This window comes from Citrobacter sp. H12-3-2 (genome assembly GCF_009649895.1).
Taxonomy (GTDB): Bacteria; Pseudomonadota; Gammaproteobacteria; order Enterobacterales; family Enterobacteriaceae; genus Citrobacter; species Citrobacter portucalensis.
On sequence record NZ_CP045837.1, the window covers coordinates 539463 to 553788 of the forward strand.

16 protein-coding genes are annotated in these 14326 nt (G+C 53.9%); 10 read left to right on the plus strand and 6 right to left on the minus strand.

The features are described 5' to 3' along the window. Nucleotides 1–80 precede the first annotated feature (80 nt). The 6 genes from rpsO (at nt 81) to mtr (ending at nt 7222) form a co-directional block, all read left to right on the plus strand. Nucleotides 81–350, plus strand: a complete 270-nt coding sequence (rpsO, locus tag GHC22_RS02640) for a 30S ribosomal protein S15 (RefSeq protein WP_000059465.1) — start codon at nt 81–83, stop codon at nt 348–350. Nucleotides 351–596: 246 nt separating this feature from the next. Next, a complete protein-coding gene (pnp, locus tag GHC22_RS02645) occupies nt 597–2729 on the plus strand; it encodes a polyribonucleotide nucleotidyltransferase (RefSeq protein WP_008785911.1) in 2133 nt (710 codons plus the stop codon). 109 nt (nt 2730–2838) lie between these two features. Beyond that, nucleotides 2839–3723: a lipoprotein NlpI gene (gene nlpI / locus GHC22_RS02650; RefSeq protein WP_003024982.1), complete on the plus strand. Its 885-nt coding sequence runs from the start codon at nt 2839–2841 to the stop codon at nt 3721–3723. A gap of 106 nt (nt 3724–3829) precedes the next feature. Next, the gene (yrbN, locus tag GHC22_RS02655; RefSeq protein ID WP_010723222.1) at nt 3830–3910 is read left to right on the plus strand and encodes a protein YrbN; all 81 of its coding nucleotides are present in this window, start codon (nt 3830–3832) and stop codon (nt 3908–3910) included. After that, entirely contained in the window at nt 3903–5831 is a 1929-nt protein-coding gene (locus tag GHC22_RS02660) for a DEAD/DEAH family ATP-dependent RNA helicase (RefSeq protein ID WP_003828643.1), read from the plus strand. The genes yrbN and GHC22_RS02660 overlap by 8 nt, the downstream gene beginning before the upstream one ends. A 146-nt stretch (nt 5832–5977) precedes the next feature. After that, nucleotides 5978–7222, plus strand: a complete 1245-nt coding sequence (gene mtr / locus GHC22_RS02665; protein ID WP_003828642.1) for a tryptophan permease — start codon at nt 5978–5980, stop codon at nt 7220–7222. A gap of 90 nt (nt 7223–7312) precedes the next feature. Here the strand turns inward: mtr and GHC22_RS02670 are convergent, their stop codons facing one another. From GHC22_RS02670 to GHC22_RS02680, 3 genes are all read right to left on the minus strand, one after another. Beyond that, nucleotides 7313–8320, minus strand: coding sequence for a luciferase-like monooxygenase (locus GHC22_RS02670; RefSeq protein WP_153752157.1), 1008 nt, complete (start codon nt 8318–8320; stop codon nt 7313–7315). Nucleotides 8321–8498: 178 nt separating this feature from the next. Beyond that, the gene (locus tag GHC22_RS02675) at nt 8499–9395 is read right to left on the minus strand and encodes a U32 family peptidase (RefSeq protein WP_008785909.1); all 897 of its coding nucleotides are present in this window, start codon (nt 9393–9395) and stop codon (nt 8499–8501) included. Then, a complete protein-coding gene (locus GHC22_RS02680) occupies nt 9386–10381 on the minus strand; it encodes a peptidase U32 family protein (protein ID WP_153752159.1) in 996 nt (331 codons plus the stop codon). Before GHC22_RS02680 ends, GHC22_RS02675 begins: the two co-directional genes overlap by 10 nt. A 220-nt stretch (nt 10382–10601) precedes the next feature. Between GHC22_RS02680 and GHC22_RS02685 the strand changes: the two genes are divergently transcribed. After that, entirely contained in the window at nt 10602–11126 is a 525-nt protein-coding gene (locus tag GHC22_RS02685) for an SCP2 domain-containing protein (RefSeq protein ID WP_003828637.1), read from the plus strand. Next, a complete protein-coding gene (locus tag GHC22_RS02690) occupies nt 11120–11623 on the plus strand; it encodes a GNAT family N-acetyltransferase (protein WP_008785907.1) in 504 nt (167 codons plus the stop codon). Before GHC22_RS02685 ends, GHC22_RS02690 begins: the two co-directional genes overlap by 7 nt. On the opposite strand, the gene GHC22_RS02695 is transcribed toward GHC22_RS02690, so the two are convergent. Beyond that, nucleotides 11620–11910, minus strand: coding sequence for a GIY-YIG nuclease family protein (locus tag GHC22_RS02695; protein WP_032945094.1), 291 nt, complete (start codon nt 11908–11910; stop codon nt 11620–11622). The genes GHC22_RS02690 and GHC22_RS02695 overlap by 4 nt on opposite strands. 52 nt (nt 11911–11962) lie before the next feature. On the opposite strand from GHC22_RS02695, the gene GHC22_RS02700 reads away from it, so the two are divergent. Both GHC22_RS02700 and GHC22_RS02705 read left to right on the plus strand, forming a co-directional pair. After that, nucleotides 11963–12391 carry a YhbP family protein gene (locus tag GHC22_RS02700; RefSeq protein WP_032945092.1) on the plus strand — a complete coding sequence of 143 codons (429 nt, stop codon included), beginning with the start codon at nt 11963–11965 and terminating at the stop codon, nt 12389–12391. Between the two features lie 36 nt (nt 12392–12427). Then, nucleotides 12428–13063 carry an NAD(P)H-binding protein gene (locus tag GHC22_RS02705; protein WP_003828632.1) on the plus strand — a complete coding sequence of 212 codons (636 nt, stop codon included), beginning with the start codon at nt 12428–12430 and terminating at the stop codon, nt 13061–13063. An 84-nt stretch (nt 13064–13147) separates the two neighbouring features. Here GHC22_RS02705 and dolP read toward each other — a convergent pair whose 3' ends face one another. Further along, nucleotides 13148–13723: a division/outer membrane stress-associated lipid-binding lipoprotein gene (dolP, locus tag GHC22_RS02710; RefSeq protein ID WP_008785904.1), complete on the minus strand. Its 576-nt coding sequence runs from the start codon at nt 13721–13723 to the stop codon at nt 13148–13150. Between the two features lie 9 nt (nt 13724–13732). Continuing rightward, nucleotides 13733–14323 (minus strand): DnaA initiator-associating protein DiaA, encoded by a 591-nt coding sequence (diaA, locus tag GHC22_RS02715; RefSeq protein WP_003024948.1) that lies wholly within the window; start codon nt 14321–14323, stop codon nt 13733–13735. Nucleotides 14324–14326: the final 3 nt, after the last annotated feature.

The window sequence follows — 14326 nt, forward strand, 5'->3', positions numbered from 1 at the left end:
TTGAAGGATAAAGTGTATACACTGGGATAGCTGAATTAGAGATCGGCATCCTTTCATTCTTATCACTTTGGAGTTTTAAAATGTCTCTAAGTACTGAAGCTACCGCTAAAATCGTTTCTGAGTTTGGTCGTGATGCAAACGACACCGGTTCTACCGATGTTCAGGTTGCTCTGTTGACTGCACAGATTAACCACCTGCAGGGCCACTTTGCAGAGCACAAAAAAGATCACCACAGCCGTCGTGGTCTGCTGCGCATGGTTTCTCAGCGTCGTAAACTGCTCGACTACCTGAAACGTAAAGATGTTGCACGTTACACCGCGCTGATCGAGCGTCTGGGCCTGCGTCGCTAATTCTTTCGAGTTTCAGAAAGAGGGGGCCTTCATGGCCCCTTTTTTCCAGCAGATGGCAGCAATTCGCTGGAAACTAATGTATTGTTGCTATGAATGATCTTCCGTTGCAGAGGTTCGCGCGGCTAATGAGAGGCTTTACTCATGCTTATGGGTTAGGGTTGTCATTAGTCGCGAGGATGCGCAGAAGATCGGGTATTAACGATGGCGCAAAAATGTGCCGTCAAAAAATAGAGAAAGGATATTATTTTGCTTAATCCGATCGTTCGTAAATTCCAGTACGGTCAGCATACCGTTACGCTGGAAACCGGCATGATGGCGCGTCAGGCGACTGCCGCTGTTATGGTTAGCATGGATGACACCGCGGTATTCGTTACCGTTGTTGGTCAGAAAAAAGCGAAACCAGGCCAGGACTTTTTCCCGCTGACCGTTAACTATCAGGAGCGTACCTACGCTGCTGGCCGTATCCCGGGTAGCTTCTTCCGTCGTGAAGGCCGTCCGAGCGAAGGCGAAACCCTGATCGCGCGTCTGATTGACCGCCCGGTTCGCCCGCTGTTCCCGGAAGGCTTCGTTAACGAAGTTCAGGTTATCGCGACCGTTGTTTCCGTTAACCCGCAGGTTAACCCGGACATCGTGGCAATGATTGGTGCATCTGCTGCGCTGACTCTGTCTGGTATCCCATTCAACGGCCCGATCGGTGCTGCACGTGTTGGTTACATCAATGACCAGTACGTACTGAACCCGACTCAGGACGAACTGAAAGAAAGCAAGCTGGACCTGGTTGTTGCAGGTACTGAAGCAGCTGTACTGATGGTTGAATCCGAAGCTGAACTGCTGAGCGAAGATCAGATGCTGGGCGCTGTTGTGTTCGGTCACGAACAGCAGCAGGTTGTGATTCAGGCGATCAACGAGCTGGCGAAAGAAGCTGGCAAACCGCGTTGGGACTGGCAGCCAGAAGCCGTCAACGAAGCGCTGAACGCACGCGTTGCCGCACTGGCAGAAGCTCGCCTGAGCGATGCTTACCGTATCACTGACAAACAAGAGCGTTATGCTCAGGTTGACGTGATCAAATCTGAAACCATCGCGACTCTGGTGGCTGAAGACGAAACCCTGGACGCTAACGAACTGGGTGAAATCCTGCACGCTATCGAGAAAAACGTTGTTCGTAGCCGCGTACTGGCAGGCGAGCCGCGCATCGATGGCCGTGAAAAAGACATGATCCGTGGCCTGGACGTGCGTACTGGCGTTCTGCCGCGTACCCACGGTTCCGCACTGTTCACCCGTGGCGAAACTCAGGCGCTGGTTACTGCGACCCTGGGCACCACTCGTGATGCGCAGAACCTCGACGAACTGATGGGCGAGCGTACTGACAACTTCCTGTTCCACTACAACTTCCCTCCGTACTGCGTAGGTGAAACCGGTATGGTCGGTTCTCCGAAGCGTCGTGAGATTGGTCACGGCCGTCTGGCGAAGCGTGGCGTACTGGCAGTAATGCCGGAACTGGATAAATTCCCGTACACCGTACGTGTGGTTTCTGAAATCACCGAATCTAACGGTTCTTCTTCCATGGCTTCCGTATGTGGTGCTTCCCTGGCGCTGATGGACGCAGGCGTGCCGATCAAAGCAGCCGTTGCGGGTATCGCGATGGGTCTGGTGAAAGAAGGCGACAACTTTGTTGTTCTGTCTGACATCCTGGGCGACGAAGACCACCTGGGCGATATGGACTTCAAAGTGGCGGGTTCCCGCGACGGTATCTCTGCACTGCAGATGGATATCAAAATTGAAGGTATCACCAAAGAAATCATGCAGGTTGCTCTGAACCAGGCTAAAGGTGCGCGTCTGCACATCCTGGGTGTGATGGAACAAGCGATCAACGCTCCGCGTGGCGATATTTCTCAGTTCGCTCCGCGTATCCACACTATCAAGATCAGCCCGGACAAGATCAAAGACGTTATCGGTAAAGGCGGTTCTGTTATCCGTGCTCTGACCGAAGAAACCGGCACCACCATTGAAATCGAAGATGATGGTACCGTGAAGATTGCTGCGACCGACGGTGAGAAAGCGAAATATGCTATCCGTCGTATCGAAGAGATCACCGCAGAGATCGAAGTAGGCCGTATCTACAATGGTAAAGTGACCCGTATCGTTGACTTTGGCGCATTCGTTGCCATCGGTGGCGGTAAAGAAGGTCTGGTACACATCTCTCAGATCGCTGACAAGCGCGTTGAGAAAGTGACCGACTACCTGCAGATGGGCCAGGAAGTACCGGTCAAAGTTCTGGAAGTTGATCGCCAGGGCCGTGTACGTCTGAGCATTAAAGAAGCAACTGAGCAGTCTCAGCCTGCAGGCGAACCGGAAGCTCCGGCAAGCCAGGGCGAGTAAGGTTGCCATTGCCCTCCGTGAAAGCGGAGGGCCTTTAACCCGGCAGGATGCCTTGTTAGCAACCGGGGAACCTGGACGTTCATTCAATCGTTGTCTTCGGGAGTGGGAAATGAAGCCTTTTTTGCGCTGGTGTTTCGTTGCGACAGCACTCACGCTGGCTGGATGCAGTAATTCCGCCTGGCGAAAGAGTGAAGTCCTCGCAGTACCATTGCAACCGACTTTGCAGCAGGAAGTGATTCTGGCACGTATGGAACAAATTCTTGCCAGTCGGGCTTTAACCGATGACGAACGCGCACAGCTTTTATATGAGCGCGGAGTGTTGTATGATAGTCTCGGTCTGAGGGCATTGGCGCGAAATGATTTTTCACAAGCGCTGGCAATCCGACCAGATATGCCTGAAGTATTCAATTACTTAGGTATATATTTAACGCAGGCAGGCAATTTTGATGCTGCCTATGAAGCGTTTGATTCTGTACTTGAGCTTGATCCAACTTACAACTACGCGCACTTAAATCGCGGTATCGCATTGTATTACGGCGGTCGCGACAAGTTAGCGCAAGATGATCTGCTAGCGTTTTATCAAGACGATCCCAATGATCCTTTCCGTAGTCTGTGGCTTTATCTTGCCGAGCAGAAGCTCGATGAGAAGCAGGCTAAAGAAGCGTTGAAGCAACGCTTTGAGAAATCGGATAAAGAGCAATGGGGATGGAACATTGTCGAGTTCTACCTGGGCAACATTAGCGAAGCAACGCTGATGGAACGCCTGAAGGCGGACGCAACGGATAACACCTCGCTCGCTGAGCATCTCAGTGAAACCAACTTCTATTTAGGTAAGTACTACCTAAGTCTGGGGGATTTGGACAACGCTACGGCATTGTTCAAACTGGCGGTGGCTAACAACGTTCATAACTTTGTTGAGCACCGATACGCATTGTTGGAATTATCGCTCCTGGGCCAGGACCAAGATGACCTGGCAGAATCGGACCAGCAATAGCTGACGTACACATCAGCCCGTAATCTTTTTTGATTGCCATCACCTTCACGGGTGAGGGCGTTGTTGTTCGTTAATACACCTACTTTGAGCCGGTTCACACTTTTCAATGAAAATTGCAGATCAATTTCATGATGAGTTATGTAGACTGGCCGCCATTAATTTTGAGGCACACGTACTACATGGCTGAATTCGAAACCACTTTTGCAGATCTGGGCCTGAAGGCTCCTATCCTTGAAGCCCTTAACGATCTGGGTTACGAAAAACCATCTCCAATCCAGGCAGAGTGCATTCCGCATCTGCTGGGCGGCCGCGATGTTCTGGGTATGGCCCAGACAGGTAGCGGCAAAACCGCAGCGTTCTCTTTACCGCTGCTCAACAATCTTGATCCTGAGCTGAAGGCACCTCAGATTCTGGTGCTGGCACCGACCCGCGAACTGGCGGTTCAGGTAGCAGAAGCCATGACGGATTTCTCTAAACATATGCGCGGCGTGAACGTGGTTGCCCTGTACGGCGGCCAGCGTTATGACGTGCAATTACGTGCCCTGCGTCAGGGGCCACAGATCGTCGTCGGTACGCCGGGTCGTCTGCTGGATCACCTGAAGCGCGGTACTCTGGACCTCTCCAAACTGAGCGGTCTGGTACTGGACGAAGCTGACGAAATGCTGCGTATGGGCTTCATCGAAGACGTTGAAACCATCATGGCACAGATCCCGGAAGGTCATCAGACCGCTCTGTTCTCTGCAACCATGCCGGAAGCGATTCGTCGTATTACCCGCCGCTTTATGAAAGAGCCGCAGGAAGTACGTATTCAGTCCAGCGTAACTACCCGTCCTGACATCAGCCAGAGCTACTGGACTGTGTGGGGCATGCGTAAAAATGAAGCGCTGGTGCGTTTCCTGGAAGCGGAAGACTTTGATGCGGCGATTATCTTCGTACGTACCAAAAATGCGACCCTGGAAGTAGCAGAAGCGCTGGAGCGTAGCGGTTATAGCAGCGCTGCACTGAACGGCGACATGAACCAGTCCCTGCGTGAGCAGACTCTGGAGCGTCTGAAAGATGGCCGTCTGGATATTCTGATTGCAACCGACGTTGCGGCCCGTGGCCTGGACGTTGAGCGTATCAGCCTGGTTGTCAACTACGACATCCCGATGGATTCCGAGTCTTACGTTCACCGTATCGGCCGTACCGGTCGTGCGGGTCGTGCGGGTCGTGCGCTGCTGTTCGTTGAGAACCGCGAGCGTCGTCTGCTGCGTAACATCGAACGCACCATGAAGCTGACTATTCCGGAAGTAGAACTGCCGAACGCAGATCTGCTGGGCAAACGCCGTCTGGAAAAATTCGCTGCTAAAGTACAGCAGCAGCTGGAAAGCAGCGATCTGGATCAGTACCGTGCTCTGCTGGCGAAAATGCAGCCGGAAGAAGAGCTGGATATCGAAACGCTGGCAGCTGCACTGCTGAAAATGGCTCAGGGCGAACGTCCTCTGATCCTGCCGCCAGATGCGCCGATGCGTCCGAAACGCGAATTCCGCGACCGTGATGACCGTGGTCCGCGCGACCGCAACGATCGTGGCCCTCGTGACCGTAATGACCGTGGTGGTGAAGACCGTCCGCGTCGTGAACGTCGTGACGTTGGTGACATGCAGCTGTACCGCATTGAAGTGGGCCGTGATGACGGTGTTGAAGTTCGTCATATCGTTGGTGCGATTGCTAACGAAGGTGATATCAGCAGCCGTTACATCGGTAACATCAAGCTGTTTGCTTCCCACTCCACCATCGAACTGCCGAAAGGTATGCCGGGCGACGTGCTGCAGCACTTTACCCGTACTCGCATCCTGAACAAGCCGATGAACATGCAGCTGGTTGGCGATGCAGTTCCGCACACTGGTGGTGAGCGTCGTGGCGGTGGTCGTTTCAGCGGTGAGCGTCGTGAAGGTGGTCGCGGTGAAGGTCGTAACTTTAGCGGTGAACGTCGTGAAGGCGGTCGTGGCGATGGTCGTCGTTTCAGCGGCGAACGTCGTGAAGGCAACCGTGGTCCGCGTCGTGACGATTCTTCTGCTCCGCGTCGTGATGACTCTGCTGGTCGTCGTCGTTTCGGCGGTGATGCATAAGCCTTTTAGCTTTATAGCTGTAAAGTAAAATATACGGCCCCGATCTCAACAATCGGGGCTTTTTTTATTTCAATTGTACTCGTGTACTGGTACAGTGCAGCACATTGAGATGTAGTCACAATATAAATGACTGGAGAGATGGCTAAATGGCAACACTAACCACCACCCAAACGTCACCTTCGCTGCTCGGCGGCGTGGTGATCATCGGCGGCACCATAATTGGCGCGGGGATGTTTTCTCTGCCAGTGGTCATGTCCGGGGCGTGGTTCTTCTGGTCAATGGCAGCGCTGATCTTCACCTGGTTCTGCATGCTGCACTCCGGGCTGATGATCCTTGAAGCTAACCTCAATTACCGCATTGGCTCCAGTTTCGACACCATCACGAAAGATCTGCTGGGCAAAGGCTGGAACGTGGTGAACGGCATCTCGATTGCTTTCGTTCTCTATATTCTGACCTACGCGTATATCTCGGCGAGCGGTTCGATCCTGCATCACACCTTCTCCGAGATGTCGTTGAACGTTCCGGCGCGTGCGGCAGGTCTTGGCTTTGCGCTGCTGGTGGCGTTTGTGGTGTGGTTAAGTACCAAAGCGGTGAGCCGCATGACGGCAATTGTGCTGGGCGCGAAGGTGATTACCTTTTTCCTGACCTTCGGCAGCTTATTGGGACACGTTCAGCCCACAACGTTGTTTAACGTGGCGGAAAGCAATGCTTCGTATACTCCGTACCTGCTGATGACGCTGCCGTTCTGTCTGGCCTCATTCGGCTATCACGGCAACGTCCCGAGCCTGATGAAGTATTACGGCAAAGATCCGAAGACCATCGTTAAGTGTCTGGTGTACGGCACGCTGCTGGCGCTGGTGCTGTATACCGTGTGGTTGCTGGGGACGATGGGTAACATTCCGCGTCCGGAGTTTATCGGTATTGCGCAGCAGGGCGGTAACATTGATGTGCTGGTACAGGCGCTGAGCGGTGTACTAAACAGCCGCAGTCTGGATCTGCTGCTGGTGGTGTTCTCCAACTTTGCGGTGGCGAGTTCATTCCTCGGCGTTACGCTCGGTCTGTTTGACTATCTGGCGGATCTGTTTGGCTTTGATGATTCGGCAATGGGACGTTTCAAAACGGCATTGCTGACGTTTGTCCCACCAATTATCGGTGGCTTGCTGTGGCCGAACGGTTTTCTGTACGCCATTGGCTATGCAGGACTCGCGGCAACCATCTGGGCCGCCATTGTTCCGGCGCTGCTGGCACGTAAATCCCGCGAGCGTTTCGGTAGCCCGAAATTCCGTGTCTGGGGCGGTAAGCCGATGATTGCGCTGATCCTGGTATTCGGTATCGGCAACGCGGTTATCCATATTCTGTCGAGCGTGAATCTGTTGCCTGTTTATCAGTAACTTTGTTGTGCCGGATGGCGGCTGCGCCTTATCCGGCCTACAGGGTCAAGTAGGCCCGGTAAGCGAAGCGCCACCGGGCAAAACAACGCACTACCCCAATAATTCCTGCTTCACATCCATCGCCAAATCAAACGAATGTAGACGTGCCTGATGATCAAAAATCTGGCCGTTAACCATAATCTCATCAGCCTGGGTTTCACGCAAAATGGCGTCGAGACCATGCCGCACTTTTGCCTTATCACCGACCAGCGACATGCTCAGCGCCTGTTGTACGCCGTACTGCTCAGAAGCGGACCACAGCTGATGCATATTCTCTACCGGCGGCGGTAGCTGGCCGGTTTCGCCACGACGCAGCTTCACAAAGGCCTGCTGCATGGAGGTGAAAAGAAACTCGGCGTCGCGATTGCTGTCGGCGGCAATAATGTTGATGCACACCATCGCATACGGTTTTGCCAGCCGCGCCGAGGGTTTGAATTGGGTGCGATACAAATGCAGCGCCTGATGCAGCATATCCGGGGCAAAGTGCGAGGCGAAGGCAAACGGCAGACCAAGCTGGGCCGCCAGTTGTGCGCTGTACAGGCTGGAGCCTAATAACCAGACCGGGATCTGCTCGCCGTAGCCGGGAACCGGGCGTACATGGGGATTAGGATCGCGGGCGTCGAACCAGTCCACCAGTTCAGCTACATCGCGTGGGAAGTTATCGATATCACCGCTCATATGGCGGCGCAGTGCGCGCATTGTTGGTTGATCGCTGCCCGGTGCGCGACCAAGCCCGAGATCTATTCGTCCCGGATATAGCGTGTTCAGGGTACCGAACTGCTCGGCGATCACCAGCGGCGAATGGTTAGGCAACATCACGCCGCCAGACCCGAGATGCAGCGTGGTGGTATTGGCAGCCAGATAACCAATCAGCACTGAGGTTGCTGCGCTGGCGATGCCGGTCATGTTGTGATGTTCCGCCAGCCAATAGCGGTGGTAACCGCGCTTTTCAGCCAGTTGAGCGAGATCAAGCGAGTGTGTGAAGGCCTCTTTTGCCGAGGATCCTTCAGGGATCGGCGCCAGATCCAGCACCGAGAACGGAATAGTTTTGTCAGTCATAACGGCTCACTTTGTTACCGGTTAATCTTTTAATACTGCATTAAAGATTAGCGAATGTTGTTAACAAAGTGAGCTTTATACGGCGGGCACCGAATATAACATGCCCGATGGCGCTGCGCTTATCGGGCCTACGGGATCGCTATTTGTAGGCCCGATAAGGCATTTATGCCGCATCCGGCTAGGCCTGCAGCTCCAGTCCAGCCAGTCGCTTCCAGTAGCCGTTACAGTCACTGTGGGCGGCAAGCGGTAATGGAGCACTGCCATTTTCATTGGCGCGGAAGGCGTCGAGCATGGCGAATGTTTCAGTGCCTGAAGGGGACAGACGCACAATATCAACTAGCCCCTGCATCGATGTCAGTTCGTTGCCGAGGTTGTAAACATAGCCGCTCATGGTCTGGATCCCGTTGAGGACAAAGACCTGCTGATTCTCCTGCGACAGCACATCGCGCCCGTTCGGATATTTGATGCAGCAGGTTTCACACTCGTCTTTTGGACGGTCTTCAGAGCGCGCGGTAAAGCAGCGGGCAGAGTACGCCAGCGGCAGATGCCCGTAGCTCAGCACCTCAACTTCAAACTGATTGCGAATACCCAGCTCATCACACTGGTTGAGCAGGTTTGCCAGCCAGTCGCGGGAAAGCTCTACCGGCATACACCAGCGCACCATGCCTTGTTTGAGCAGGATACGCAGGGTAACCGCGTTGTAGCAGTTGAGCGCATGGCCGGCGACAAACGGCAGCTTACGCTCGGCGCACATGTTTACTACGCCGAGATCGCTGGCTTCCAGCAGGAAGTCACCGTTTTCGACATAGCGCTTCAGCTCTCCCAGTTCAGAAGAGGCCTGCACCAGCGCCAGTGTTGACAGCACAACCTGTTTACCGCTGCCGGCGAGCGATTTCGCCATATCGAGCCAGTCGCCCACTTTGGTGGCGCGGCGTTTACTGCATACCGCTTCACCAAGATAGATAACGTCGGCCTGGCTTACGGCAGCCTGCTGATAAAAATCTTCCAGCGTTTCTTTCGGCCAGTACCACAGCACCGGCCCTAAGGAATATTTCATTGCTTCTCTCACTGCCATTTACGGTGATACGCGCCAAGCGTGGTCTGTGCGCCTTCGGACATTGAACCGAGCGTTTCCATCCACGCGGCCTGCGGGACGTAGTTTTGCGGGGCGGCCATACAGCGGTCGATCGCCTGACGCCACACTTTCGCAACCTGGCTGACATAGGCCGGGCTGCGCTGACGACCTTCGATTTTCACCGAGGCAATATTGGCAGCCAGCAGTTCTGGCAGCAGCTCCAGCGTGTTCAGGCTGGTGGGTTCTTCCAGCGCATGGTAACGCTCGCCGTCAACCAGATAGCGGCCTTTGCATAGCGTCGGATAACCGGCGTTTTCCCCGTCCTGATAGCGGTCGATCAGCACTTCATTAAGACGGGATTCCAGCCCTTGTTGGGTCTGTTGCCAGCGGACAAAACGGGCAGGCGAGCAGGCACCAACCGTGTTAGGAGACTCACCCGTCAGATAGGACGAAAGATAGCAACGGCCTTCCGCCATAATGCACAGGCTACCGAAGGCGAACACTTCCAGAGGAACTGGCGTGACGCGAGCGAGCTGTTTCACCTGATGAATAGACAGCACGCGCGGCAGCACCACGCGGGCGACGTCAAAATTGCGATGATAGAAATTAATTGCCTCTTCATTGGTTGCAGATGCCTGAACAGAGACATGGCGCTCAATATGCGGGTAGCGCTCTGCGGCATACTCAAGCATGGCGAGGTCGGCAAGGATCAGCGCGTCTGCACCCAGTTGCGCTGCCATATCAACGGCACGTTGCCAGCGCGCGTAACCATCCGGGTGCGCGAAGGTGTTAATCGCAATGTGCAGCTTACGGCGGTGCTGATGGACAAAACTCACCGCTTCCTGCAATTTTTTCTCGGTAAAATTAAGGCCGGCGAAATGACGGGCGTTGGTATCATCTTTCAGCCCGATGTAGACAGCATCAGCGCCGTTCTCGATGGCCGCCTTAAGCGCCGGTAGGTTTCCGGCAGGGCAGAGCAGCTCCATAATTTATCCTGAACGTTGCGCCGTGATGGGCGCAGAAATGTTAACGAATGGGGATTTTAGTTAACCTTGCTGAGACAATTTTTGATTTGAGGCAGTTAAAGTCGTATTGGTGACACCAATAAAGAGGTAACAATTTCGCATCGAATTGTTGATTTATGCCGCTATGTCGTTTATTTGATATGGCAAAATAGCAGGACTATTGAAACAGGGAGTAAAGCTCGTGTTGGATAAACTGCGTTCACGCTTAGTACAATTTGGTCCTTCTCTGATGAGTGTACCAGTTAAACTGACGCCCTTTGCGCTGAAGCGCCAGGTTCTGGAGCAGGTCCTGAGCTGGCAGTTTAGTCAGGCGCTGGCCGATGGGGAGCTGGAGTTTCTCGAAGGTCGCTGGCTGAGCATTCATGTGCGTGACATTGACCTCAAATGGTATACCTCTGTTGAGAACGATAAACTTATCGTCAGCCAGAATGCAGATGCGGATGTGAGTTTTAGCGCCGATGCCAGCGATCTGCTGATGATCGTGGCCCGCAAGCAGGATCCGGATACGCTTTTCTTCCAGCGTCGTCTGGTGATTGAAGGTGATACAGAATTAGGGCTATACGTAAAAAATCTGATGGATGCCATCGAACTGGAGCAGATGCCTAAAGCGTTGCGCGTCATGCTGATGCAGTTGGCGGATTTTGTTGAGGCGGGGATGAAAACGTCGCCAGAAACCAAACAGACCTCGGTAGGTGAGCCATGCTGATTCGAGTTGAAATTCCCATTGATGCCCCTGGTATTGATGCGCTGCTGCGCCGTTCATTTGAGAGCGATGCGGAAGCGAAATTAGTGCACGACCTGCGTGAAGATGGTTTCTTAACGCTGGGTCTGGTTGCTACCGATGACGAAGGTCAGGTAGTGGGTTACGTCGCGTTCAGCCCAGTCGATGTTCAGGGTGAAGATCTGCAATGGGTCGGCATGGCGCCGCTCGCGGTGGATGAAAACTACCGGGGGCAGGGCCTGGCGCGTCAGCTGGTCTATGAAGGACTCGATTCACTGAACGAGTTTGGCTACGCAGCGGTGGTTACGCTGGGGGATCCGGCCCTGTACAGCCGCTTTGGCTTTGAGCTGGCGGCCCATCATGACCTGCGTTGCCGCTGGCCGGGCACCGAAAGCGCGTTCCAGGTTCATCGCCTGGCGGACGATGCGCTGGATGGCGTGACGGGACTTGTGGAATACCACGACCACTTCAATCGCTTTTAAGCTTCCGGGGTTTGCAGGCTGCTTAATAGCGCCTCAAACCCTTCGCCTTCGACAAGGCGCTCTTTCTGCCGCTTGGTGAGCTGTTTAACGCGATACTCTATGCGCAGGGCCAGCGAACGGTCGCCGACCTGCGCCGCAAATGCCAACGTGAGTTCCCCCTTTCCGCGTAGCGCCTTCGCGCCTTTCCCACTTTGATGCTGCTTATAGCGGCGCTGCACATCGGTGGTTATTCCGGTGTATAAGGCGTTGTCTGCGGTACGGATCAGGTACAGATACCAGGGTGTCATTGTTACCATCGACGTGATAATTTTCAGGCCTACAGTATAAAAGAGAACAGAAATGGAAACACTGACTGCGGTGTCTCGCTGGCTGGCAAAACAGCATGTCGTGACCTGGTGCGTACACCATGAAGGTGAATTGTGGTGCGCCAATGCGTTTTACCTGTTTGATGCGCAGAAGATGGTGTTCTATGTGCTGACCGAAGAGAAAACGCGCCATGCGCAGATGTCCGGACCACGAGCGCCGATTGCCGGTACGGTAAACGGTCAGCCTAAAACCGTCGCTCTGATTCGGGGCGTACAGTTTAAAGGGGAAATCCGGCGTCTTGAAGGGCAGGAGAGCGAAGCTGCGCGTAAAGCCTACAACCGCCGTTTCCCCGTCGCCAGAATGCTGCCAGCGCCCGTATGGGAGATTCGACTGGATGAAGTCAAATTCACGGACAACACGCTGGGCTTTGGTAAAAAGATGCATTGGTTACGTGATCTATAGTTAGAACAGTGATTGAAGACCTGGGGAAGATAAGCGATGAGTCAGGTGTTAATAACGGGAGCCACGGGGCTGGTGGGCGGACATTTGCTGCGTATGCTGCTCAATGAACCCCGGGTCAATGCCATCACGGCACCAACGCGTCGACCGCTGGCAGATACGGTTGGTATCTATAACCCCCATGATCCGCAGCTAACCGATGCTCTGGCGCAGGTCACCGATCCAGTCGATATTGTCTTTTGTTGTTTGGGGACTACCCGGCGTGAAGCGGGCAGCAAAGAGGCGTTTATCCATGCTGACTATACGCTGGTGGTAGATACGGCCCTGACGGGACGTAGGTTAGGCGCCCAGCATATGCTGGTGGTGAGTTCGATGGGCGCCAATGCGAATTCACCGTTTTTTTATAATCGGGTGAAAGGTGAAATGGAGCAGGCGCTGATCGCGCAGAATTGGCCACGGCTGACGATTGTCCGGCCTTCAATGCTACTGGGTGATAGGGACAAACAGCGGACGAATGAGATGTTTTTAGCGCCGTTGTTCAGGCTGCTGCCGGGTAACTGGAAGTCGATTGAAGCGCGCGATGTTGCTCGGGCAATGCTGGCAGAAGCGTTGGCACCTGGGCATGAAGGGGTTTCGATCCTGACCTCTTCCGAGCTACGCGAAAGGGCTAAATAAAAAAATGCCGAATGGCGCTGAGGCTTATCCGGCCTACAAACGATTACGTTCTGTAGGCCGGATAAGATGCCATCTACAGGCGTGTTACTTAATAAACGTAAAGGCTGTCGTGACGCGTTTCACGCCGCTTACCCGGCTGGCGATATCCGCCGCTGCCTTCGCTTCACGCTCGGTCACCAGACCTAACAGGAACACTTCCCCGTTCTCAGTCGTTACTTTCACGTTAGAGGATTTCACCTGATCGCTGGTCAGCAACTGGGAACGTACTTTGGTGGTTATCCAGGTATCGTTGGACGCATCGCCCAGACCGATTGGCTGGCCCTGACGGATCTCATTAAAGACCTCAGTCGTACCTTCTACGCCCATCGCAATCTGTTTTGCACGTGCAGACAGTTCGCTATTCGGCGACTGGCCGACCAGCAGCACTTTACCCTGATATGCGCTCACGTTGATTCGTGCTTCTTTCTTGATCTGGGCATCTTTCGACAACGCCGTATTGACGCGTAATTCCAGGGTACTGTCATCAACCTGGGTGCCGACACTACGAGGATCCGTCGCGGCTTTAGTCCCGACAGCTGCAGTTCCAACAACGGCGGCAGCGACACAGCCTTGCAGCAGCAGTGCAGCGATAATCACAGCAAGCGGCGAAAATGCCTTCATGTGTACTCCTTAATCATCCTGGTGAGGGAAAAGCGTGTTATCGATAAGATCGCAAAGGCAGTTGACCGTCAGCATGTGCATTTCCTGAACGCGGGCGCTGTGGTGTGAGGGTATACGGATTTCAACATCCTGTGGCCCCAGTAATCCGGCCAGTTCCCCTCCGTCATACCCGGTCAGCGCGACGATTGTCATGTCGCGTGTCACGGCGGCTTCAACGGCTTTTACGATATCGCGGCTATTACCACGCGTAGAGATTGCCAGCAGAACATCACCTGCATGTCCCAGCGCACGGACTTGTTTTGCATAAACTTCGTCGTGCAGGCGATCGTTGGCAATCGCAGTTAAGACCACATTATCAGTATTTAGTGCAATCGCAGGTAAACTTGGGCGTTCTGTTTCAAAACGATTGATCATGCTGGCAGCAAAATGCTGTGCGTTGGCAGCGGACGTCCCATTACCACAACAGAGAATTTTGTTGCCATTGAGCAGGGACTGAACCAGCGTCATGGCGGCACGGGAGATCGCATCCGGAAGTGCTTCAGCCGCAGCTATCTGAGTTTGAATGCTTTCTGTAAAGCAGACTTTAATTCTATCTAACACGCT